This is a genomic window from Maridesulfovibrio sp. (assembly GCF_963676065.1).
GTDB lineage: Bacteria > Desulfobacterota > Desulfovibrionia > Desulfovibrionales > Desulfovibrionaceae > Maridesulfovibrio.
In genome coordinates, this window is sequence record NZ_OY780933.1 from 1,332,195 (window position 1) to 1,352,830 (window position 20,636).

The following is a 20,636-nucleotide window of genomic DNA, read 5'->3' on the forward strand; positions in this document are numbered from 1 at the left end:
CATGAAAAAGCTTGCTCATGTCCGAGTTGATTTGAATCCCGTTACAACATTGCTTTGAGCGGGTAGGGCGCATATCTTCTCCTTTCAGTGAGATCAGTTGAAATAAGATCGCCTGCGCTGATCCCTTCAGGCATGACGCAGAGATCGTCACAGCCGGGGCAGCGCACCTGTTTCCCCATTTGCATGGAGCGGTGTTTGCCCGGTTCTTTGCATTCTCCGAACATGGGCTTCAGGAGCGGAATAGGTCCCTGCTCAATATTCACCAGGGCGCGCCCGGAAACTTGTTCTGGAGGCAAAAACATGTATGGAACACGGCCATCTCCGTGGCAGACCGGGCAGTCGGGACGGCCTGTCTTTCTGGTTCCATTAGCGGCCATCCATGCAGCGCAGGACGGACAGGTCCGGCAGGCTTCACGCGGGAAACGCACCGGGAGCAGTGTTTCAATTTCAGTATTCTTCATCTTCATAAACAGTGTCCTCTTCCAGCTCTTCCATCTCAGCATCCAAGTCTATTGCCGGCTCATTAGGAGCTGGCGTTTCTTCGATCTGCTCGTTGAGTTTGTCGGATTTTTCCGGGGCCGGAATTTTCGACCGTTCAAGGAATTCAGGATCAAGAAAGAAAAGGATCTGTTTGCCGTAGATGGGAGCGAAGCCGGCAGGGAATATGAGCATGTCTCCGGCCTTGATGATTTTGCCGTTGCGATCCTTTTCTGCACCGGGAAGCCGCATGCATTCATCGGGAGTGAGCAGGGCGCGCTTGGCTTCGGAAATACTGATGTTGGCCCTGTTCATGTGTCCGCTGCGGGTTCCTGAAAGTGAGGTCTTTTTCTGGATGATAGTGGTTTCACCACACATCTTTGAAAGGATCTGCGCAGTTTCGATCTTGTTCGGCGCGTAAGCGATGCGTAGGTGGCAGTTGCTCATTATGGATTCATCTTTTCCGTAGGCAGATTGGAGCTGGGCGAGATCCTGCACGATGATGTAGGACTTGATCCCATAGCCGGCCATAAATGCCAGAGCGCGTTCAAATATTTCCATCTTGCCCAGTGAGGTAAACTCATCAAGCATGAGTAATAGGCGGTACTTGTAATTGGCTTTAACCTCACCGGCGGAAAATTCCATTTCTTCCGTCAGGCGGCGCAGGACTATGTTCAGGATCAATCGAACCAGCGGCCGCAAGCGGTCGATGTCAGAAGGGCGGATAACCAGATAGAGTGAAACGGGCTGCTCGGAATTCATGAGATCTGCGATGCGGAAATCGCAACCGGAAGTAGCCCAGTTGACTACTGGATCACGGTAAAGGGCCATGTTTGCAACGGCAGTGGATACGACTCCGGAAAGTTCGGCATCGGCCTTATTAAGCATTTCGCGGGCAGCAGCGGCAATAAATTTTCTGATGGCGATTTTTGCTTCTTCGCTCATGGAATCGCCGAAAAGAGTTTGAAGATCTGCCACATGGTCGTTAGTCAGCATTTCTTCAAATAGTTCGGACATATCCCGGTCTTCATCGGCAAGCATGAGTGAAAGGTCATTCAGTGTGGCATGGCGACCTTCATTGATTTGAAAATGAATCAGGCAATGCAGTATAGCTCCTCCAAAAAATCCAAATGCCGCTTTATTCCAGTAGTCCTTGAGGCCTTTACCATCAGGGTCAACGATCATGCTGGCTATGTTCTGGGCATCAGGTATGGCATATGGTCCTCCCAGCCGGATCTCGGCAAGAGGATTGTAATGAGCTGAACCGTTCGTGGTATCAGTGGGGTCAAATTTCATGACCTTATGGCCTTGAGCTTTTCGCCAGCCGGAGGTTAAAGCCCAGTTTTCTCCTTTGATATCGAGAATGATGGAGCTTTCACCCCATGAAAGCAGGGTTGGTAGCACCAGACCAACCCCTTTACCTGATCTGGTAGGCGCAAAGGCCATGATATGTTCCGGTCCGCTATGGCGCAGGTAGTGGAGGACTTTCTTATTTTGCCAACCGCCGACATAGACCCCTGATCCGCCCAGCAGGCCGGCATTCTTAATTTCTTTTTTCTCGGCCCAGTGTGCTGTCCCATGAATATCTTCGACTGCCTTTATCTTTCTCATGGTTGCAACAATGACAAATAGAGCTACAAGTTGTGGAAAAACAAAGATCATTTCAGCTTCTGAAGTTACAGCATCAAGCAGTTTGTGCGGGGCCAGTTTCGGGAGCCAAACTAAGATCATCCACGGCCAGTAGAATTGTTTATACGCAGTCGGTCCCAATGCTTTGTGATATCCGTATAGCTCTGCTGTGTTCTGTGTTGCGTAGCCCATAGCAATCAGGGCCAGTAAAATCGTGAAGATCAGGTATAGCAAACCAGTCTTCGTCTTTTTCTTTTTCGTTCCAAGTCCATATTCATTATTCATCTTTAGCTCCTGTACGGCTTGTAAGGACGGGCAAAAACGATGTCCTTGGTAACGACCATGTTGAAACGCTTGCCGGGTGCAGTGCTGATGGCAGGTTTGATGCTCATGTTGTTCTGCAAAAGTGAAAGTGTGGACTGACCGAGCTGGCTGGAGAGAGCTGAGCCTAGTTCATCCTGCAGGCTGGGATTTTCGCGGGAGGAAGATCCTTTGTTGAAGGAGTCCACTGCAAAAGCCATGGTTCCGCTGATTAGGCTCATGATGGCTGAAGAACCGAAGATTCGCAGATAGTGGTTGTCCACGTCTCCGGTATAACCGGCGTATCCGCCGACATCGGTTCCGGGCATGATTCCGAGGGTGATGGACGAGCCGTCCGGGAAAATGATTCGGTTCCACGCAACAAGTACCCGTGTCTGTCCGGCAGCGACTCTGGAATCATAAAGGCCGATCATGCGGGAGCCTTGCGGGATGAGCATGTATTGACCGGTGGCGGTGTCGTATATGTTCTGACTGACCTGTCCGATTATCTGCCCGGGAAGGTCCGAATTAATGCCGGTGATCATGATTCCGGGAATGACAGAACCCGTTTTCAGCTCGAATCGTTTACCGGGAACCCGTTCAAAAGGTAGCTGCCAGGAACCGTCCTTGGCAGCGCGGGTACTGAGAAAGTCTTCCTTGTCCCTGCGGTCGTCATTTTCGGTAGGAGTTGCTGCGGATAGATCAGGAACAGTTAAAGGATGACGGGAACGCACATCTTCAATTGTTCTCTGTACGATCTTGTTGTCTTGATTTGTAGGCATGGAAGCTTGAACCTTGAGTGGAGCAGCAAGGGCCGCTTTCATGCGCTCAAGTTTGAAAGTCCGTAGGTCCTGAAGTTCTTTAAGTCTTTGCTTTTCAGTTTCTGAAGGTTCTTGAGGACGAACCACCGTAACCAGCGGTTTTTCTTGCTGGGTTTGCGGTAATTTTTCTTCTTTCTTCTCTTCAGGGTCAGGAAGGGAAAGTCCAGCGGATCTATCCGGACTCTGAACCGTCTGTTTCATATCCTTCTCAGAAATGGGAGAGACAAGACTTTCCGTAGTCCCTTTGGTCTTGGAGGTGGAGCTTTGGACGGCATAGATCAGGACAATAACCAGTAGAACGCCCACCGCAATTCCAACGTAAAGGATGCGGCTGTCCAGCTTGGTTACTTTTACTTTGGGCCGTGCAAGGCTGTTAGGAGAATCTGACATGATCGGTTCCTACTCAGCCTTGATGATATACATGAGGGCTACGTTGCGGGGGCGATTTTCGTCTGCGGTTCCTGTCTGAGTGGAGGTCCCAGTTCCAGTCCCAGAAAAAGGGATATTAACGATTTTTGCCCATTGCGCTGACATCGGAGATAAAAAATCTCCCGATCTTCGTCCTATTGTTGGACCAGAGGACCCAGGAGAAGAAGAACCACCAACGGTTCCATATGCCTGACCATTTCCCGAAAAGTTAAGCGTAGTTTGGTGCGAATGTTTCTCCATTGCATCATCCTGTGCGCTGCCCAGTGTCCGACCAGCATCGACACCGCGACCACTGTCCAGCCCTCGGATGAATTCACCGCGTAGATCAGGAACATTTGCGCCGACTACGGCAGCAAGTTCAGGGTATCCTGCTGTTGATTGGCCGTTACATTCAAGCCAGCCATCAGGAACAGAACTCCCCCTATATGGGATGACTCCGCCTATGGGGGTGTCGCTAGCGGCACGCGCTTGAACTGCAACAGAAGTAGGGTTGAAGCTGGTTGCATCTCCAGCAAAGGCGTTTGGGGCATAATTAAGGGCAATCAGTATTGCTGCCAGTAATCCGATGCAGGCGGAAACTGCTATGATAAGAGTTCTGAATGACATTGGTCTTTTTTCTTTTGTCTTCATGATATTCTCCTTTAGTTACAGGTGGTCAGCACCATTACTCTGCCGTATCCGGAGGGAGGGGATACCCATGAGTCGGTTACGTCTTTGATGCGCAGATGAACGCGCCAGTTGTCGCCTTCATCCGTTGCCCATGACTGGACAGCTACAAAGGCCTGCGACTGTGCTCCCTCGGCAAAGACTGCCGGGGCCACGAAGATTTGCGGTACTGAAGTAACGCCCGGAGGGCAGGTCGGTTTGGGTATGAGTTCACCGTCTGTGGCGTAGGTCGCATCTTTGAAAAGCTGGGAGTTGCCGGTGTCGGCAAGGATCTGCGGCTCACCTTCACGGCAGATGTAAAGGCCGACTGCAGGATCAAAAAAGATGCGGCCTTTTTTTTCCGGATCTCCGCAAAAGCCGGTAGCATCGATGTCTGCGATGGTGTGTTCGTCGAACTGAATTTCTTTTACGTTCTCAATCGCGTGGTCGGTCATATCCAACTCAGTAGACATTTCGTTCAGCTCAGGATGTCCGGGAACTTCCACGCGGTAGAGAAAATCCTGGCTGAGATCTCCTTCACGCAGGAAAGCGCGTCCGCCGATATGGCCGGGACTTGGAACGGGAATGTTTGTCCCGGCAAGGTTGACCGTCCATCCTCCGTAAGAACCGCGCAGCTCGGTTGAAGTCTGGCCGGGAAGATCTCCGGTGGGAATGTAACCACCAGCACCGCCGACCATGGCCGCAGCTGATGGAGCTGAAGCTGTAGCGAAGCTTTTGTCATTTGCGGCTGTGCGTCCGCCATAAGTCAGGACGACAACCTGCAAATCATCCGTGTTCGGTTCGAGCACATAGATTCCGTATCGCTGACCCCAGCCGTTTAAGTCTTGGAATCCTGAAGGCAGGAAGTTCCCGGAACGAAGCTGGGCCATAGTCACAGTTGTGGCACTGCTGGCCGTGGAAGAGCTGACCAGATTCGCGTAATGTTCCTTGGCGTAATCGGAAGCCGAATCAAGTACAGCAGCAAGATGGCTGCTGACATTCTTTTCGTTCACGTACTGGAATCCCCGATCCATCATGTCCGAAAGCATGGGGGACATCAGGGCAAGGATGAGCAATGCAGCGATCGCATCCACCATGCCCATTCCGGCCTGCTTATTTTTAGGGTTAATTTTCATCTTTGCTCCTATGGGATGATCACGCTGACGATGTTGCCGTTAGGTATGAATGCAGGCAGGGCTATGCCGATTCCATGGGCGTTAACCAGTGATCCATTGCGCTTGATTCCTACTGCATAGGAATTCATGAACAGCGTCATAATTTCCGCTGCTTCGCCTTCTTTGATTGGCCCCCAGACGTATAAGTTCCCGCCGTCCGGTCGGTTGGTCCATGCACGCATGGATTTCCAACCGGACGGCAGGTCAAGGAGTGACAAGGGAATGGGGATTCCTGTAAAAGCGTTGGGGCGGGCTATGGCAAACTCATTCACTGCGTTGCGGTAGACGCCGAAATTAACGGCTACTGCTCGCGCCTGTGGCTCATTCATATGAGTATTGATGAGCGTTTCCGGCGTGACCATTGCCAGCACGCCAAGCAGGGTGAAGAGTGCTGCGAGAGTCTTCATATGGAATCAATCCCCATGAACTGAATTGTGTTTTCCTGTTCACGCATTTCTTCCTGCAGCCCGATCATTTCGTTGTTTTTGATCTTGGCGCGCAGGCCAGCGTATTTTTCATTAAATGGAACCAGCAGGAATTGGGGAACTTTGAGGATTTTCTTACCGTCCTCATTCTGATCCAATTGTTGATGCACAACCGCAAGCAGCCCCTGGGCAAGGTTCTGGCTGGCAATATCTCCGTCTATTTCACGAGCCATGGTTACCAGTCGTTCAAGGGCGGTTACGAGGTCAAAACCGTGCATGGTGGCGATGACAATCTGCTTGTCTGAACCAAGGCAGACCCGCAGGGCTTCACTTGCTGCGTGTTTACTGCGGATCTCTCCGATGTAGATGATGTTAGGGGAGGCGAAACGGTGCGACCGTTCAATGCCTTCAGCCAGATCTTCTTCGCGTTCGATTTCGGCCTGAAAGCAGAAACCGTAGTCACCATGTTTTCCGTCAAGAGGCATTTCTGCGGGGTTTTCAAAACTGACTCCATGACCGCCAAGGGTGGCAAGACGGGTCGCCACCAGAGAGGACGCGCTGAAGGTTTTGCCGGAGGCCTGCGCGCCAGTAAAAAGCACCAGACCTTTACTCTGCTTTTCTGAGAGAAGCCATTTGGCAATGGCATCAGGCATGCCGATTTTGTTAAAGTTTTCAACCTCCTCCTGAATACGGCGCAGAAAGAAGACCTTGCCGCTTCCCCAATCCACGCCTTCATATAAGGCGACCCGGTAACCAATCTCTTCATGCTTGACCCGGAAAGTGTGTCGTCCACTCTCTTCATGGACTTTAAGGACTTCTCTATGAAGGATGCTTATTTCCTTCTTTATTTCGTCCTCACAGGGAACAAGTTTCTGGCCGCATGAGTCGCAACCTTTCATGAAAGCCTCCCCGCTCTCATGAAGAATTAAATCTGTGAATGATACACTTTTGAGTTCCATTTAAAGCCTCTGTTAGTTGGAGGTGAAGACTATGGTGTTGCTGTCCTGAAGATTGTCGTTGATTGCTGAGATCACACTAGATTCCAGATCTATTTCAACTCCATTTATAGAAAGAGCTTCCCATGATCCTGATCTTGCTAATTTTACACAGGCATACTTCGGAATATCGTTTTGTGTGATAACGAAGGTTGTCGGATCGGCTCCGGCGGCAAGGGTTACTATTCCGTTCCATACGTTGCGGACATCTCCGTTGCTTTTGAGCATTTCGTCTGGGACAATTTCATTATTGACTGCAACTGCGGTAGTCAGTCCTGTAAAATCAGGCTCTCCCTTGTAGAGGTTCTTTGCATCAAGGCGAAAAGTTGAAAGGTTCTGTACGGCTCTATTGATTTTGTCGCTTTCAATTGCTTTTTTCGTCATGAGTATTGAGCCTCCAACAACGAGAATGGCGATGAGCAGGCAGCTGAGTGTTTCAAGTAAGGTCATTTTTTTCTCCTTAATAAGCTATGGTTTGACCGAGTTGTTGATAGATGGATGAAAGAGCCAAAACTATATTTGACACAATTGCAGTCATGGAAATGATGCAAAAATAGCTAATAATTATAGCCTGTTTTTCTACTTTCTCGATTCCCTCATCGAGCATTTCTTCGGCAATGAGGTGCAGCTGGCTATCGAAGTTCGGAAGACGTGAGTAGATGCGCAGGTCCTCAATGATTTCTGTGGTCGGGAACTGGTATCCTGAATCGTCCAGTGCCTGCCCAAGTCCTTTACCAAGATTGAGCTGAGCCTTTACGGACTGAAGTCGCTCTTTGAGCCACGGGCTGGTTCCTGGAGTGGACAGCATTTCATTAATGGCTTGTGAAAGCTGGATTCCCGATTTCATCAAAGTAGAAAGGGTGAATAGCCAGAGGCTGCCGATGATTAGCCGGTAGAACGACCATGGAGGGGCGGAATCAAAACGCACGCGGATTTTTCCGGTCCATATTTTGATGGTTGCCAGCGAGAACAGGAAGGCCATGATGATTCCGGCAAAGAGAACTGTTCCTGCCGTGGAATCAATAAAACAAGTTACGCTATAGAGAGTTTTTGCTCCGCTTTCCCAGTGTTCAGGGTTGGACAGTTGAGCAAATTTGGGCATGGCGAATCTAGATATAACCAATAGCAAGACAATTAATCCGCATACCCAGAGTGTGGGTTTAAGTAATGCCTTACGCATGGAGCTGACGATTTTCATCCGGGCCTGAATTAAGCGCACGGCAAGATCAAGGGCTTCATAGAGCTTTCCGGAGTTAACTCCACTGTTGATGAGCATGACTTCTTCAGCGGGAACGAATCCGTGCATGGCTTCATCCAGCTTGCTGCCGGAATCCAGTCGAGCGGAGACTTCAGTCAACACACGGGCCAAAGGGCTACGATGTTTGGCGTATCTTTCTTGTAGTTCGGAAACACTGTCTACCGCGCTAACTCCGTGACGGGTCAGGGCAGACAGCTTTCTGTAAAAGCGGATGCGTACCGAATCACCGAAGAATAGCTTGGCAATGATTGTGGTCAAATCAGGCTGTTGCATTGGGCTGCTCCACTTTTTTTGATCCGGCCAGCTCGTCCAAGTCGGAAGCCGAGAGATTGAAGTCGTCAAAGGCCTTGGCGTAGTTCAGCGGAACTCCAAGACGTAGCTCAGTAAGGTATGGATCAATAACTCCCTGCTCGATGAGTTCAATGGCATGGCTGACAAAGGTCTGACCGTTCTGTTCGTGCCGCCAGTGTTTGTAAGCGGCTTCCATGTTTCCTGCGCGGATATTACGTAGGATCACATGGTCAGTGGTGACGATTTCAGAGGCTACGGTCTGGCCGATAATTCCCATGCCGGCACACTCTTTACATCCTTCACCACGGATATGGACGTTCTTGTCACCCATTTTATCCACTGCGCGCATCAAGCGGTTCAGTACCGGCTGCGGAAGACTTTTGCGGCGCAGCTCGTTGTCCTGATCCAGTTTTGTGATCTCTAAAATCGGCTGTTTGCAGTGCGGACAGAGCACCGGCACAAGCCGCTGGTGGTGCAGCCCGGAGAGAACCGTATGGTCGCAGAGGTATTCCAGTGGATCGGGATAGTGGGCCGCACGCAGCAGGGAAACCATTCGAGGAATAATTCCTAAAGCGGAGTTTGCGTGGACGGTTGACCAGACACCATGACCGGTTTGGGCTGCATCAAGTCCGGCAGAAGCTGCTTCGGGGTACCGGATCTCGCCGATCATAATTACATCGGGGTCAGAACGCATAGCACCGGCGATGGCGTTACGATAGGCTGCGCCTCGGTTATCGTCCTGATCATTGGTGCTGACCCGGACCTGTTTGACCCGTTCCAGCGGATATTCCGGCGGATCTTCAATGGCGAGGAAGTTCTTTTCCGGGTGATCCTCGGCCATGCTTTCCATGATGTGCTTGAGTGCGGTTGATTTACCGTGTCCGGTAGGACCGGAAAGTAGAGTAAGTCCTGAACGCTGGGTTAGAAACTGGAAGCGGCGGATGTGTCGTTCTGAATAGCCGAGAGTAGCAAGCCGTTGTTCAAGGCTACCCTTTGCGGTAGTGCGGTCGTAGAGTAGACGCAGGGCCATGAATGTCCCAATGCCATTATCAGCCATGGAGCATTCAAGCGGCTCGGTATGCATACGGATGGAATGCACTTCAGCTGGAAGCCAGTCGCTGCTGACTATTCTGCCATCCTGCCTTTCCTTGGCAATGAACGTCGTATCCGCGCTGTTGGACATGGTTTGATACATGGCCGTGATGACCTTGCGGCCAGTTTCGCCCATGAGTTCACGGTGGTTTTGCAACATTCCCAGCTTGCGGAGCTGAATGGATGCAAAGGGACCGTAATCACCGATATGAATGTCAGAGGCTCCTTCATTGAAGGCGTCTGCAATGATTTCAATGGCGAGATCCTGAATATCACTTTTGGTTTCAGCGCGTACAAAGTGCTTCTTGCGCAGCTTCTGGAATTCTTCAGGTTTGAGCCTTTCGCTTTCCTTAAATCCCTTTCGTGCGGCGTAGCTCAAGAAGGACATCAGGGTTGCATCATCTTCCACTTCTGATGAGATGATAATTTTGCCTTCCAGAAACAGGACTCGTTCCTGAAGGCTTACGGGAATTTCAGTTTCAGTCATCATTTACTCCTTGAACTTCAAGGCAATGTTCTTGCCGCTAGAGCGGACCAGAACTTTATTGGGGGTTATGGATATGACCTTGCCGGGACCGGCATTGCTGCCGACCCGCACAGTCTCGATTCCTGCGGAGCTGGAAAGGGTAGCGGAAAGCCTGCCGTCCACACCTTGGATGGAAACAATCTTGGGCCATGTGGGACGGTGTTTTTTCTTGGTTGTGGATTTTGAACTTAATGGTTCGGTTGGAGTCGGGACTGGAGCGGTCAGCTCAAGCAGTTTTTTGTTTTCTTTGGCGAGCGCCACCTGAAGCTTTTTGTACGCAATCAGACTGCGCAAATAGTTAGCATCGCCAAGACTTACCGCAGGTCTAGCAAAGGTGGGAGTGGGCTGAACGGCTTGTTCTATTGCTTCAGGTTTAGTTGTTTGTTCCTGTTCAGCGGTTGCGTTTTCAGCTGATGCTGAAGCTTCCTGTGGTTGAGCTTCGCCCGTACTGTTCGAGCCGGTCATGAAAGCAGGTATAATCGTGGCATTTGCGACGATGGAATTAGCGGTCGCGTTTGTTGCGTTGGCCTGTGTCATGGCTGAGGTTGCATTAGCCGGGGTCGTGGCATTGGCTGCATTGGTAGCGTTGACTGTATCCACATCAATCAGGAGTTCTCCTTCCGGATTCAGGTTGGCCAAGTCTTCAGCAAAGCCCTGATTACTGGAGAAGACCCCAACGAGAATGATCAGAAAAAGCAGGCTAATAACTCGCATAAATCTGGCCCTCCAAGGTGCATTGGTTGTTGGTGAAGTCGATCTTTGAAAGGACCAGACAAGGTATGGAATCCATTGCAGTGAATAGCGCGTCCTCGATCGTTACCCCGACCGGGAGAGCAGAAAGTTTCCACTCTCCTTTGACCCAAGGAGCTGTGACGGCAACGGCTTTTTTGAGGATCTTGTTATCCAGCTTCTTGGTTTCCGGAGTCTGCCAAGTGAGGTTCAGCCTGGCTCCGAGATTGCGGGTCAATTCATAAAGCCTTGCAGTTGCGTCGCCTTTTTTGATGAGGTCTTGTTCGGGGCGGTGCTCAGCTTCGGGGTAATCAATGCTCAGGTCGGCCAGCTCAGGCTTTGAGCCAAGGGTGGAATTGATTTTGTCAATGGTCGGTCGATTGGTGAAATCCGCTCCTTCCTGATGCAGCCAGGCCATATAGATTCCGTTTGCATCACGCACTATGGAACTCAGTTTCCAGCCTAATGTGTAAGGTTCGGAATTACGAACAGTGCGCAGGAAATCATGAGCAAATGTCGACGGCAGGGGAGTCTCCTTCCAAACCATGGCAAAGAGTTGTTCCGGATCTTTTTGAACTGTTTTTTGTTTTTGCAGTTCCTTCTGGCGGGCTTCATGGGCCAGCCTGCGTTGTTCTGCTTCACGCAGATCCTGCTGGTACCCATTCCACATATACCAGCCTGCACAGGCTGTAAGAATGAATACCACTCCAATGATGAGCTTCAGATTGGAGTGCTCCGGGTGGAGCGGTTGAACCCGTTCAGAAGCTTTAAGCAGCCCTTCAAAATGGGATAGGGATTCATCCACTGACTCGCAGATGTATTCATTGTCCTTGTTCCAGCTGGACATGGATTTCAGACTGGCAAGGTGAGCCTTTGCTTCCGCGCGGGAGCTGAAGAACTGATCGCCTTCAGCAACAATTGTTTTCTTGCTGACTGCGCAGACCCACCAGAGATCGTCGGCAAGATAGAACATGCCGATCCAAGTGTCGGTGGATCTCTCCACCAGCGCACAGGCCAGAGAGGGCAGCCGTTTGATTTTGTCTCCTTCGCAGGAACCAAGGCCATACTGTTGCTTGCGGGGAACAAGGCAATTGTATTTGCGATCCTTGAAGTCTTCGGCGACAGAGCGAGCCTTTGCAAAGAGCTGCTTCTTTCCTTTGCCGTCGAGTATCTGCCACCAGAAGCCGATGGCGTATTCTTTCTTTTTAATTTTGATACTGCGCATGGTTATACCCCGGCACTTTCCATCTCAATTGTGATCATGATTAGGGATTTGCCGTATTTTTGGCTGTGTCCACCTGCGCTGATTCCGATCCCTTTAGATTGCTGGTCGGTTTCCTGTTCAAAACCGGCAAGAACCAAGGTCTGACCGCATTTCATTTTGACCCGCTGGCTGAAGCTGCGGGTAGATACCTGCGGTAGCTGAATGGTCAGATCACCGGAGGTGAACTCCTCCATGGAATCAAGGGAGGAAAGGGTGATGTTGTATTGCAGGATGGCTTTCCGGTTGTTCATGATGTGCGGGATCACAGTCATGGAAAAGCCGGTGGAAACTTCACCCGGTGTCAGCTCGGAGGTCTGCATGGAATTTTCCGTGGTGGTGGAGCTGATTCCGGCAAGATAGGTGTCGCGCTTGACCACCTGAACGGGTAGGGCCTGATTGTTCATGACAATCCCGGAACCGGAAGTAAGCAGGGTGGTACGGCCGCGCTGCTTCAGAGCACGGAGCATAAGCTTGGTATCTTTCCAGTTACCGTCCAGAATTGCGGCGGTCAGAGTCCCGGCACCGGAAATTGTGCTGTAAGGCTGGCCACCGAGCATGCTGAAGCTGGATTGTCCGGCTTTAAGAACGGATTCAATATCAAAGCCGACATCAGCGTTACGATTTATTTCTAAAGCCCAGACTTTTACGGCCAAGGCAACCTGCCTGCCCATCTTGGTGTTCAGGGATTTGATGTATCTGCCTACTCTGTGCAGGACTGGGGCGGTGTCGGTAACCGTGACCATGCCGGCTGCTTCATTGACAACAACCTTGCCGTCTTTGGAAAGCATTGCTTCAATGGATTTTTCGGTGTCTTTCCAGACATCTCCTTCAAAGCTGGCTTTGTTGGTCTGGGCTGTCTGGCTGACACTGTCCGAGGTCCTTGTGGTCTGGCCAACTCCTTCCATACTGCTGGAATCGCCGGAGCTGCCAGAAGTCTGGGATTTGTTGGTAATGGTCGATTCGTATTTGATATTGCCCGGAGCAACTGCAAGGTTAAAAGACTTGGTTTGCAAACGCGCAATTTCAACCTTTCCGCTTTGCTGGTCATATTCCCAGCCCATGCCGAAATATTCACACATGGTGTTCAGCAGATTGGAAAGATTGCCATCATAATTGATGCGCATGCGCTTCTGTTTTTCTTTGCCGGTGGCTTCTTCGGCTTCAACCTCAATGTGCAGCGGTACAAGTTCGTTGATCCACTTGGCGATCTGGGAAGCGGTTCCGATCCTGTTGGTCAGGGTCACGCGCCGGTTGAAGATCGAAGGAAGCCTGTTGTCGTCCAGCTCTACCGGAATGGCTCCAAGGTATGGAGCATGGACAATAGAAACAGTTTTTTTGCTGCTGGCCGCTCTCATGGAAGCTGCACGGCTTTTCACCGAGCGTTCCTGTTGGGAAGACTGGAGCGGAGCGCAACTGCACAGGGTAAAAGAAAAGATGAGTATGAGTAGCAATATGCGTTTCATGCTTAATCCTCGCTGACAACAATGTGTTTGTTTTTTTGGTAAAGGGTCACGCGCAGGGAATTTCCGTTTGCGTGCATCCGAGAGAAGAGGCGTTTGATTGCCCGTGGAAATGTGTCTCTGAAGGTGGCGTGGGATTGCATTTCAAAGTCGTGATTTGCTTTCCAGACCAGCGTGTATTCGGCGCGACCGGCCCAGCGTTTGAGCTGGTCACGAAGACCACCGGGAACGATCGACCAGTTTTCGTTAAGAGGTGATTCAACCTGCTCGGCATCACCGCCGACAAATTCAAAGAATGCCGGGGTCTGGGTAAGTAGACCGGATTTTTCAAATCCTTCAAAAGTCAGGTTGTAGACCTGCCCGAAGGACCAGCCGTCTGAAGAACCGAGGTACAGATAATAGAGTGTGCTGTTAGTGATGGAATCGAAGACCATATTCATATCCAGCACATTGTGATCAGTTGTTTTAGGACTGAACTGGAAACCCTGTTCACGCAGGTTAGCTTCAAATTTCCAGCCGCAGGGATTGTCGGAAACAGTCAGGTGCAGCACGGTGCGGCCCGGAGGATAATGGGCGGCAACCTTGAGCGCTGCTTCCTCAACGATGGAGTCAACTTCGTGCTCTTCATACATTGGCGCGGCCTGTTCAACCACTTCGACCTGTTTGGTTGCTGCACGCCAAGCATTGCAGCCGGTGGGGAAGATCAGCAGGATGATCAGAATCAGGATTCTCATTTGGTCACCTCAATTCTGGTTATTTCCACTTTGGCCTGATCCATTCCGGTTCCGGCCACGAGGATTGCTTTTTCAAAGATCTCATCAACGATCATGGCGTTGCCCTTGACCCGGTAATTGACGATCGCTTCCTGCCCGGCCTTTTCTACCAGCAGCACCGGAATTTCAGTCTGGGTAGAAGTCCTCGGCAACTGAATAAAAGTGCGGATTCCGTCGTTGTATACGCGCATAGGCTTCCAGCTCGCATCATCACCGCTGATGGTGTAGCTGAAGTCCAAAGCGGAAAGATCCACGTTTTTTCCTTCGATCTGGGTGGTGTCCCAGATGTCTTTTTTCTTTTTGCGCTTCAGGCTGGCCTTGAGGACTTTCTGCTGATCTTCCGGATAGATGAAAGAAACATATGGATTGTAGTCCTTGCGCCGGGAGACAAGCTTTAGATGGTAAACTCTGCGGTCGGTGGTGATTACGGCAGTTGTTACGAGTCCGGCATCAAGTGGCTTGATTATGATGTGGGTTGCTTCTCGGCCTGGTGTTCCGGATTGTCCTACAACGACCATCCAGCGCGCGGTGTCGCCGACAATTACATCATTGACGTTTTCACCGGGCTGAAGCTCCAGATCAGAAGTCATGAGCGGGGAACAGATGATGGTTGGCATGGTTGCGCCGAAGACGTAAACAACCTTGCCATTGCTCTGCATGACCGGATTAATTTTGCGGTTGATCCATTCTTTGGAAAGCTTGAGGGCTTCCCATTCTTTGCTATTAAGACGAACGTTTGTTTTAGAGATGTAGTCCGGCTGCGCTATTGCGGTCGTCAAATAAGACTGATTTTTTGCTACTTCAGCACTGTTTTTAGGTGGTGAAGGCTGTGCAAATACCGTGTTCATCAATCCCTGTTCAGAATTTTGCTGTCCAGCTTGCTGCTGATTAGACGCAGCCCAGCAGGAACAGGCGATTAGAACAAAGAATAAGGTAAAAATGAGATACTTCATTTCTGCTCCTATTGTTCAAGAAGTTTTGCCCATGACAGCTCGGTGATATAGACACCGGCAGGGTTGCGGATGATCTGGCTGTCAGTTGTAGGGGAAGATATGCGAACTTTTACGGTCGCTTCATATTTGGTGCTGGAGATGGCGACACCGGAATGGTTGCGCACTGTTTCCAGCCATTCTATACGCCAGCTTTCGGAGCTGACCGGGAGAGGAATGCCCTTGATATCAACCTCAACGAGTACCTTCTGGCCCCGTTCATAAGGGTTGTTCGCCTCGTACCAACTGCGGGTCGCGCCACGGGCCGCGCCGATCACAAACGAGGACATGCGCTGAACCATCTTCTTTTGTAGCCCAATATCAGCGGTAACGGTCCGCCAATTGACGATGAGGTTGGCGATTTCGGCCTGAATGATCCGGGCGGAAATAGGTTCAGCCTGATCAGCACGTTTCACGGCAACAGAATGACCGAGTTTATCCACTTCAACCACGTAGGGAACGACCTTATTCTGGGTAGCCTGAATGGTATTTATCGTTAGCGAAAGAAGGCAGGTAGCAAGCAGGCCAAGGGCAAAATTACGCCACTGGTTACGACTGGTTATGTAACTGCCGTAGCGCTCAAACCATTCTTCTTTGGCGTTGAGGTATGGGGATTCAGTTGTTTTAGACATTGATTATTACTCCATTGGTTAAGGATGCCACCAGTCGTTTGATGGTCCAGAATCTGCTTGTTCCATTTTGAAAGCTTCGTGCTGAGCTTTCACGCTGCTGCGAACTCCGGCCGATCTGCCTTGCGAAAGGTTATCGCGTAAGGCTCTCATTCCTGTGCCGGCTACATGGCCAATTTTGCCCATGCCACTTTTCCCGGCTGAGTCCGCGAAGGAACAAGCTTCCTTAAGAGAATCCATGCTTCGTTTAGCTCCAACAGCACCACCCAACCCGCCACTAAAACCACGCCCAGCAGCCAGAGTGGCCGTACTGACAGCTGTAACTGCGGAAGCCATGGCATTTCCTGTTGAAACATGAGAACCGTTGACTATTCCTGAAACAATGTCTGGGATGGACATGGTGAGAGCGAGTATGATTACTGATGCGCCTAGAACTACAAAGATTTCCTGAACATTTTTTGCGTTAAGTGCTACGAATTCGTTGATGAAAGTAATACTTAAAGAAACAAGGAGTTGCATGACAAAGAGCTTTAAAGCGACTGAAAGTGCATAGCGCAGGAAATTGATGGCATATTCTCTGGTTATCTGCGCACCACCCAAGCCGAGAAGTATGGCCCCGGCATTGAGGACAATGAAGGATTCGCATTTTACCAGCATCATCTGGGCTGCAATAAGAGAAAATGTAATGATTAATGCTATTGCGCATAGAGCATATACGGTACCGGTAATAGGACTCCACACTGATGCTTCAGCCCAAATTTTTCCTAGTATTTTCATGCCAGCTTTGAAAATAGCTGTTGGTGTGGCTTCTGGAGCCCCGGCGTCCTGAGCTATATGGCTAAAAAGAGCCATGATTGAATTGGACCATTCTTTATAGTGGAAAATAGTCACCAACATTATGGTGGAGAACAATACGAACAGAAGCAGTTCTGATATGATTTCTTCTACTGGTGCTCTTTTAATGCCGAGCCTTATTCCTTTCCATACAATATCTATAATGAGCAGATATTTAAAAAGGGCGAGGGAATATCCTTGTATAAGAGGCTCCCATTTATCTGACTCTGTTTGAAATCGATTCAGAAGTATAGAGAGAAGGTGTGTGTCTTGAGTTGGTTCGATTGTTTCTTGAGCGAAGGCACTGGTCGCAAGTAGTAATAAAATTGTACTCAACCCAACAATATAGAAGAACTTTTTGTTGCTTATAAATAAGTGTAAGGGTATATTTTTACAAATTTTAAAGGAGATATTCATTATGCGAACCTTTCTGCTTTTTGTTATGTTTTTTGCCTTTTTTTCTGGTTGTACTCAGAACGAACAGCAGGCTGAAGTTAAGGGAATTAAACCTCACACTCTTGCAGAGGATGCAGCTAAGAGCGGTATCAAATGGGATGAAGAATCGACTAAGGCTTTTATGAATCGGTTTGTTGAGTTAGATTCCTCTGCAAATTCCACTCAACCAAAGGCCAAGGCCAAGAATTAAAAGTGATTGCTGACCGGTTCCGGATCTTCCCTGTCGAGTTGTTTCTTGTAGATGTTTTTGAAGAATGTTTCTTCATGCAGCCTACGGGTTTGATCTTCCTTTTCTTGTTTTTGTTGGAGCATTATTTGATTCTGGATATGTATTGCCATGAGTGCACGTAACTTTCTTGCCTCTGTTATCTGGACTAAAGAGAGACGGTTGGCCGCATCCAGAGCCTGCATACGGCCTTCTGGCGAACTTAAAAGTTGGTCGATGTAGGCATCAAATTCTTCTGATTCGCTGATTTCTTTCAGCATTTGTCCAGAGGCTTTGAATGTTGCCTTTGCTGCTTCATCCACTCTTTCAGACCAATCGGCATAGTGTTTGTAAAATTGGGGATTGACTTCTCCAGAAGGGAGACCGACGAGCTGTTTTGCTGAATTGAAGTTCGGGTAATGAGCGTCATAAACACCATCCAGCACTTCTATGTTTGCAACGGTTTCTTTTAGTCCCATTGTCAGAGAAGCAAGTTGTTTGAAATCACGGATAACGCTGTTCTTGATGGCAAACGGCAGACGGATGGTATTTTTGACCATGTTCACGTACTGCTCGATGTTTTGCTTCACCATCATGATCTGCTGCTGGGTCTGCATCATTTCTTCTGCATAGGTCTTCCACAGGGATTCAAGCTGTTCTATGTTGGTGGCCCGTTCCAGTGCTTGCAGGAATTTGTCACTGCAGTTGGTGCAGGTGACAACCATGGCTGAAGCTGGAGTCGAAACAGTTAAAAAAGCTCCAATGAAAATGGAGGTAATTATTAATTTCATTTTAGTGATTTTCATTTGAAATCTCCTTGTCTTTCTTCAAGCCACTTTTGTGGCCAGTTCTGTCCATGGAGCTTGTCCAACTCTTTGATCCGCGCAATGCTTCCTTTGTCGGAGGAACCAACAAAGGAAAGAGCTATCGGACCTAGGGCCAAGTCAATAAGCCTGCGTCCTTCAGGGGAAACAACGTAGTAATCGCGTTTGGGGGCGGATGATGCGATGATTTCTATCTGCCGGGAATTGAGTCCCAGATTTTGGTAAAGCTGGTACTGAGCTTCCTGAATCGCGGTTGCGTTCGGAAGGAAAATTTTTGTAGGGCAGGACTCCACAAGGACATCAAGGATTCCAGATCGAGCGGAATCAGACAAAGATTGGGTTGCAAGGATTACGGCGCATCCAGCCTTACGCAGAACCTTGAGCCATTCGCGAATCTTTTCCTTGAACACTTTATGACCAAGCATGATCCAAGCCTCATCCAGAATCAAAATGGCCGGCTGTCCGGTCAGTGCTTTTTCAATTCGGTGAAAAAGATAGAGCAGAACGGGAATTAGGTTTTTATCACCAAGGTTCATAAGCTCTTCAATTTCAAAGACCATGAAATCGGAAATTCCAAGATCGTCAACGGGGGCATCCAGTAATGTCCCCATGGCTCCTTGCCCGGTATAGTGTTTGATTGCTTCACGCAGCTCGGTGTCCTGAATACTGTGATAAAAATCTGTAAGGGATCGCAGGTTCGGCGGGTTGTTCCTGATCATATTCATGGCGGAGTGTATTGCATTCCTATGCGCCGGCAAAACGGTCAGTCCCTGCAAGGTGGCACAAGTTTCAATCCATCCCTCAGCCCAACTCTGTTCTGAATCTGATTCTACATGTTGAAGAGGAGCAAATGACAGGCTGGAATCATCGCCGGCTATTTCATAATGAGATCCACCGACAGCCTTACAAAGGGGAAACATAGACATACCCTTGTCAAAGGCGAAAATAGTTGCTTTAGGATAGCGTCTGAATTGAGCTGCAATAATTCCCAAGAGAGTAGACTTACCTGCGCCGGTGGGACCGAATATCAGTGTGTGTCCGATATCGCTTACATGAAGGTTTAATCTGTATGGCGTGGAACCATCTGTAGCGCAATGCATTAGTGGTGGAGAATTGGGAGGAAACATGGGTGAAGGATTGTATTCACGTCCGGACCAGATCGTCGCCAGCGGCAGCAGGTCCGCAAGGTTCATTGTATTAATAATCGGCCTGCGGATGTTAGCGAATGAGTTCCCTGGATGTGTACCAAGCCATGCTTCTAAAGCATTGATAGTTTCTACCATGCAGTGAAAACCCCTTACCTGGATCTGTCTACGCAGTTCCCTAATCGCGTAGTCCAGTTCTTCGGGATCTGAACTCATTAAAACAATGCTTGATGTATAGAAGCCTGCTCCGACAAGTCCGGATTGAATTTCCTGAATGGCATCTTCGGCATCTTCGGTCATGCTCTTTGCATCATTATCTGTTCTGGCATTGGCACTGTTAAATACGCCATCAATTAATTTGACCATTTTCTGGCGCCATGATTTTCTGTATTTTTCAAGCTCCTTGAGGGCTTCAAGCTGGTCCATAAATATGAATCTGTTGGAAAAACGGTATTCGACCGGTAATCCTTCAAAGCAACATAGGATGGAGGGATAGCTTTCAGGTGGAAGCCCGGAAAGAGAAAGCATACTGATATATTTATCGCCGATCTTTGGTTGAATTCCGCCATAAAGATCCTCGTTGCCGATAATTGCATCAAGGTACATGGGGGTATGCGGAAGAACTATGGGGTGGTTGTCGCCTGTGATGCACCTAGTGAGCAGAGTCAGTAAAGGTGAGTATGTTTGAATATGATCAAATTCGTCTTTGACTGCTTCGTCCCTGAGACGAGCCATCTGCATGGCTGAAGATAAAGCGTCTTCAAGCTCATCAAGGGCTGATTTAAATTTGGAAAGATTTTTTTCAAGAGTGTTTGTCTGGACGGCATTTTCATAGGCCATGCTACCCAGCTTTTCGGAAAAGAATTGCGGCTTATAGCTTACTACCAGAAAAGTTTCAGTGGAGTAGAACATTCCCGCAGCCTGAAACATGCGGCGGCGTTCTTCTTCTATTAATTTAGTTACGCGATCAGGGAAAAAACTGGCACCGGCATGTGGATATGCCGTTGATGGTGAGCGAATAGCTTCAACATGGCACATCCAGCCGCTATCCAGAATCTTGAGAGCGTTGTTCACGGTATTGCTGACCGTGCTTAATTCGGCAGCAGTGCTCGAAGCCGTGTCTTTTGCCCTGAATTGCCAGCCGGCCATGAGTGAGCCGTCTTTGCAAAGGATTATTCCATTTTCAACCATGGCAGCATATGGCAGGAGGTCCGGAAGACCTTTGGCTTGGTCACGGTAGTCGTTTAATTTGATCATGAAATATC

20 protein-coding genes are annotated in these 20,636 nt (G+C 49.3%); 1 reads left to right on the forward strand and 19 read right to left on the reverse strand.

Features of this window, described 5'->3' with window-relative positions:
- Positions 1–41: 41 nt before the first annotated feature.
- Genes ACKU35_RS05935 through trbL form a run of 17 tightly spaced genes read right to left on the reverse strand, consistent with a single transcriptional unit; the run spans position 42 to position 17,158 of the window.
- A complete protein-coding gene (locus tag ACKU35_RS05935) occupies positions 42–467 on the reverse strand; it encodes a hypothetical protein (RefSeq protein WP_319764070.1) in 426 nt (141 codons plus the stop codon).
- Positions 448–2,391 carry a type IV secretory system conjugative DNA transfer family protein gene (locus ACKU35_RS05940; RefSeq protein ID WP_319764071.1) on the reverse strand — a complete coding sequence of 648 codons (1,944 nt, stop codon included), beginning with the start codon at positions 2,389–2,391 and terminating at the stop codon, positions 448–450. The genes ACKU35_RS05935 and ACKU35_RS05940 overlap by 20 nt, the downstream gene beginning before the upstream one ends.
- Before the next feature lie 2 nt (positions 2,392–2,393).
- Positions 2,394–3,617 (reverse strand): TrbI/VirB10 family protein, encoded by a 1,224-nt coding sequence (locus tag ACKU35_RS05945; RefSeq protein WP_319764073.1) that lies wholly within the window; start codon positions 3,615–3,617, stop codon positions 2,394–2,396.
- Between the two features lie 9 nt (positions 3,618–3,626).
- Complete coding sequence (locus ACKU35_RS05950) at positions 3,627–4,286, reverse strand: tail fiber protein (protein WP_319764075.1); 660 nt, start codon at positions 4,284–4,286, stop codon at positions 3,627–3,629.
- Between the two features lie 11 nt (positions 4,287–4,297).
- Positions 4,298–5,437 (reverse strand): shufflon system plasmid conjugative transfer pilus tip adhesin PilV, encoded by a 1,140-nt coding sequence (gene pilV, locus ACKU35_RS05955; RefSeq protein WP_319764077.1) that lies wholly within the window; start codon positions 5,435–5,437, stop codon positions 4,298–4,300.
- 8 nt (positions 5,438–5,445) lie between these two features.
- Positions 5,446–5,883, reverse strand: coding sequence for a type IV pilus biogenesis protein PilM (gene pilM / locus ACKU35_RS05960; protein WP_319764079.1), 438 nt, complete (start codon positions 5,881–5,883; stop codon positions 5,446–5,448).
- Positions 5,880–6,860 carry an ATPase, T2SS/T4P/T4SS family gene (locus ACKU35_RS05965; protein WP_319764081.1) on the reverse strand — a complete coding sequence of 327 codons (981 nt, stop codon included), beginning with the start codon at positions 6,858–6,860 and terminating at the stop codon, positions 5,880–5,882. The genes pilM and ACKU35_RS05965 overlap by 4 nt, the downstream gene beginning before the upstream one ends.
- 12 nt (positions 6,861–6,872) lie before the next feature.
- Positions 6,873–7,346: a type 4 pilus major pilin gene (locus tag ACKU35_RS05970; RefSeq protein WP_319764082.1), complete on the reverse strand. Its 474-nt coding sequence runs from the start codon at positions 7,344–7,346 to the stop codon at positions 6,873–6,875.
- A 10-nt stretch (positions 7,347–7,356) separates the two neighbouring features.
- Positions 7,357–8,427: a type II secretion system F family protein gene (locus ACKU35_RS05975; RefSeq protein WP_319764083.1), complete on the reverse strand. Its 1,071-nt coding sequence runs from the start codon at positions 8,425–8,427 to the stop codon at positions 7,357–7,359.
- Positions 8,414–10,024, reverse strand: coding sequence for an ATPase, T2SS/T4P/T4SS family (locus tag ACKU35_RS05980; RefSeq protein WP_319764084.1), 1,611 nt, complete (start codon positions 10,022–10,024; stop codon positions 8,414–8,416). The genes ACKU35_RS05975 and ACKU35_RS05980 overlap by 14 nt, the downstream gene beginning before the upstream one ends.
- A 3-nt stretch (positions 10,025–10,027) precedes the next feature.
- Positions 10,028–10,777: a type IV pilus biogenesis protein PilP gene (pilP, locus tag ACKU35_RS05985; RefSeq protein WP_319764085.1), complete on the reverse strand. Its 750-nt coding sequence runs from the start codon at positions 10,775–10,777 to the stop codon at positions 10,028–10,030.
- A complete protein-coding gene (gene pilO2 / locus ACKU35_RS05990) occupies positions 10,764–12,017 on the reverse strand; it encodes a type 4b pilus protein PilO2 (RefSeq protein WP_319764086.1) in 1,254 nt (417 codons plus the stop codon). Before pilO2 ends, pilP begins: the two co-directional genes overlap by 14 nt.
- Before the next feature lie 2 nt (positions 12,018–12,019).
- Positions 12,020–13,519 carry a type II secretory pathway component PulD-like protein gene (locus tag ACKU35_RS05995; protein ID WP_319764087.1) on the reverse strand — a complete coding sequence of 500 codons (1,500 nt, stop codon included), beginning with the start codon at positions 13,517–13,519 and terminating at the stop codon, positions 12,020–12,022.
- A gap of 2 nt (positions 13,520–13,521) precedes the next feature.
- Entirely contained in the window at positions 13,522–14,250 is a 729-nt protein-coding gene (locus tag ACKU35_RS06000) for a toxin co-regulated pilus biosynthesis Q family protein (protein ID WP_319764088.1), read from the reverse strand.
- Positions 14,247–15,242: a P-type conjugative transfer protein TrbG gene (gene trbG, locus ACKU35_RS06005; protein WP_319764089.1), complete on the reverse strand. Its 996-nt coding sequence runs from the start codon at positions 15,240–15,242 to the stop codon at positions 14,247–14,249. Before trbG ends, ACKU35_RS06000 begins: the two co-directional genes overlap by 4 nt.
- An 8-nt stretch (positions 15,243–15,250) precedes the next feature.
- Positions 15,251–15,910: a type IV secretion system protein gene (locus ACKU35_RS06010; protein ID WP_319764090.1), complete on the reverse strand. Its 660-nt coding sequence runs from the start codon at positions 15,908–15,910 to the stop codon at positions 15,251–15,253.
- Positions 15,911–15,928: 18 nt separating this feature from the next.
- On the reverse strand, positions 15,929–17,158 hold the full coding sequence (trbL, locus tag ACKU35_RS06015) for a P-type conjugative transfer protein TrbL (protein ID WP_319764091.1): 1,230 nt from the start codon (positions 17,156–17,158) through the stop codon (positions 15,929–15,931).
- Between the two features lies 1 nt (position 17,159).
- Between trbL and ACKU35_RS06020 the strand changes: the two genes are divergently transcribed.
- A complete protein-coding gene (locus tag ACKU35_RS06020; RefSeq protein ID WP_319764092.1) occupies positions 17,160–17,387 on the forward strand; it encodes a hypothetical protein in 228 nt (75 codons plus the stop codon).
- Here ACKU35_RS06020 and trbJ read toward each other — a convergent pair.
- Both trbJ and ACKU35_RS06030 read right to left on the reverse strand, forming a co-directional pair.
- Complete coding sequence (gene trbJ, locus ACKU35_RS06025; protein WP_319764094.1) at positions 17,384–18,208, reverse strand: P-type conjugative transfer protein TrbJ; 825 nt, start codon at positions 18,206–18,208, stop codon at positions 17,384–17,386. The two genes, ACKU35_RS06020 and trbJ, sit on opposite strands and share 4 nt — an antisense overlap.
- Positions 18,205–20,628 (reverse strand): conjugal transfer protein TrbE, encoded by a 2,424-nt coding sequence (locus ACKU35_RS06030; protein WP_319764096.1) that lies wholly within the window; start codon positions 20,626–20,628, stop codon positions 18,205–18,207. The genes trbJ and ACKU35_RS06030 overlap by 4 nt, the downstream gene beginning before the upstream one ends.
- Positions 20,629–20,636: the final 8 nt, after the last annotated feature.

Excerpts from the sequence above, each read along its gene's own strand:
- ACKU35_RS05935 (WP_319764070.1), bottom strand. The coding sequence starts at position 467 with ATGAAGATGAAGAATACTGAAATTGAAACACTGCTCCCGGTGCGTTTC.
- ACKU35_RS05940 (WP_319764071.1), bottom strand. The coding sequence starts at position 2,391 with ATGAATAATGAATATGGACTTGGAACGAAAAAGAAAAAGACGAAGACT.
- ACKU35_RS05945 (WP_319764073.1), bottom strand. The coding sequence starts at position 3,617 with ATGTCAGATTCTCCTAACAGCCTTGCACGGCCCAAAGTAAAAGTAACC.
- ACKU35_RS05950 (WP_319764075.1), bottom strand. The coding sequence starts at position 4,286 with ATGAAGACAAAAGAAAAAAGACCAATGTCATTCAGAACTCTTATCATA.
- pilV (WP_319764077.1), bottom strand. The coding sequence starts at position 5,437 with ATGAAAATTAACCCTAAAAATAAGCAGGCCGGAATGGGCATGGTGGAT.
- pilM (WP_319764079.1), bottom strand. The coding sequence starts at position 5,883 with ATGAAGACTCTCGCAGCACTCTTCACCCTGCTTGGCGTGCTGGCAATG.
- ACKU35_RS05965 (WP_319764081.1), bottom strand. The coding sequence starts at position 6,860 with ATGGAACTCAAAAGTGTATCATTCACAGATTTAATTCTTCATGAGAGC.
- ACKU35_RS05970 (WP_319764082.1), bottom strand. The coding sequence starts at position 7,346 with ATGACCTTACTTGAAACACTCAGCTGCCTGCTCATCGCCATTCTCGTT.
- ACKU35_RS05975 (WP_319764083.1), bottom strand. The coding sequence starts at position 8,427 with ATGCAACAGCCTGATTTGACCACAATCATTGCCAAGCTATTCTTCGGT.
- ACKU35_RS05980 (WP_319764084.1), bottom strand. The coding sequence starts at position 10,024 with ATGACTGAAACTGAAATTCCCGTAAGCCTTCAGGAACGAGTCCTGTTT.
- pilP (WP_319764085.1), bottom strand. The coding sequence starts at position 10,777 with ATGCGAGTTATTAGCCTGCTTTTTCTGATCATTCTCGTTGGGGTCTTC.
- pilO2 (WP_319764086.1), bottom strand. The coding sequence starts at position 12,017 with ATGCGCAGTATCAAAATTAAAAAGAAAGAATACGCCATCGGCTTCTGG.
- ACKU35_RS05995 (WP_319764087.1), bottom strand. The coding sequence starts at position 13,519 with ATGAAACGCATATTGCTACTCATACTCATCTTTTCTTTTACCCTGTGC.
- ACKU35_RS06000 (WP_319764088.1), bottom strand. The coding sequence starts at position 14,250 with ATGAGAATCCTGATTCTGATCATCCTGCTGATCTTCCCCACCGGCTGC.
- trbG (WP_319764089.1), bottom strand. The coding sequence starts at position 15,242 with ATGAAGTATCTCATTTTTACCTTATTCTTTGTTCTAATCGCCTGTTCC.
- ACKU35_RS06010 (WP_319764090.1), bottom strand. The coding sequence starts at position 15,910 with ATGTCTAAAACAACTGAATCCCCATACCTCAACGCCAAAGAAGAATGG.
- trbL (WP_319764091.1), bottom strand. The coding sequence starts at position 17,158 with ATGAATATCTCCTTTAAAATTTGTAAAAATATACCCTTACACTTATTT.
- ACKU35_RS06020 (WP_319764092.1), top strand. The coding sequence starts at position 17,160 with ATGCGAACCTTTCTGCTTTTTGTTATGTTTTTTGCCTTTTTTTCTGGT.
- trbJ (WP_319764094.1), bottom strand. The coding sequence starts at position 18,208 with ATGAAAATCACTAAAATGAAATTAATAATTACCTCCATTTTCATTGGA.
- ACKU35_RS06030 (WP_319764096.1), bottom strand. The coding sequence starts at position 20,628 with ATGATCAAATTAAACGACTACCGTGACCAAGCCAAAGGTCTTCCGGAC.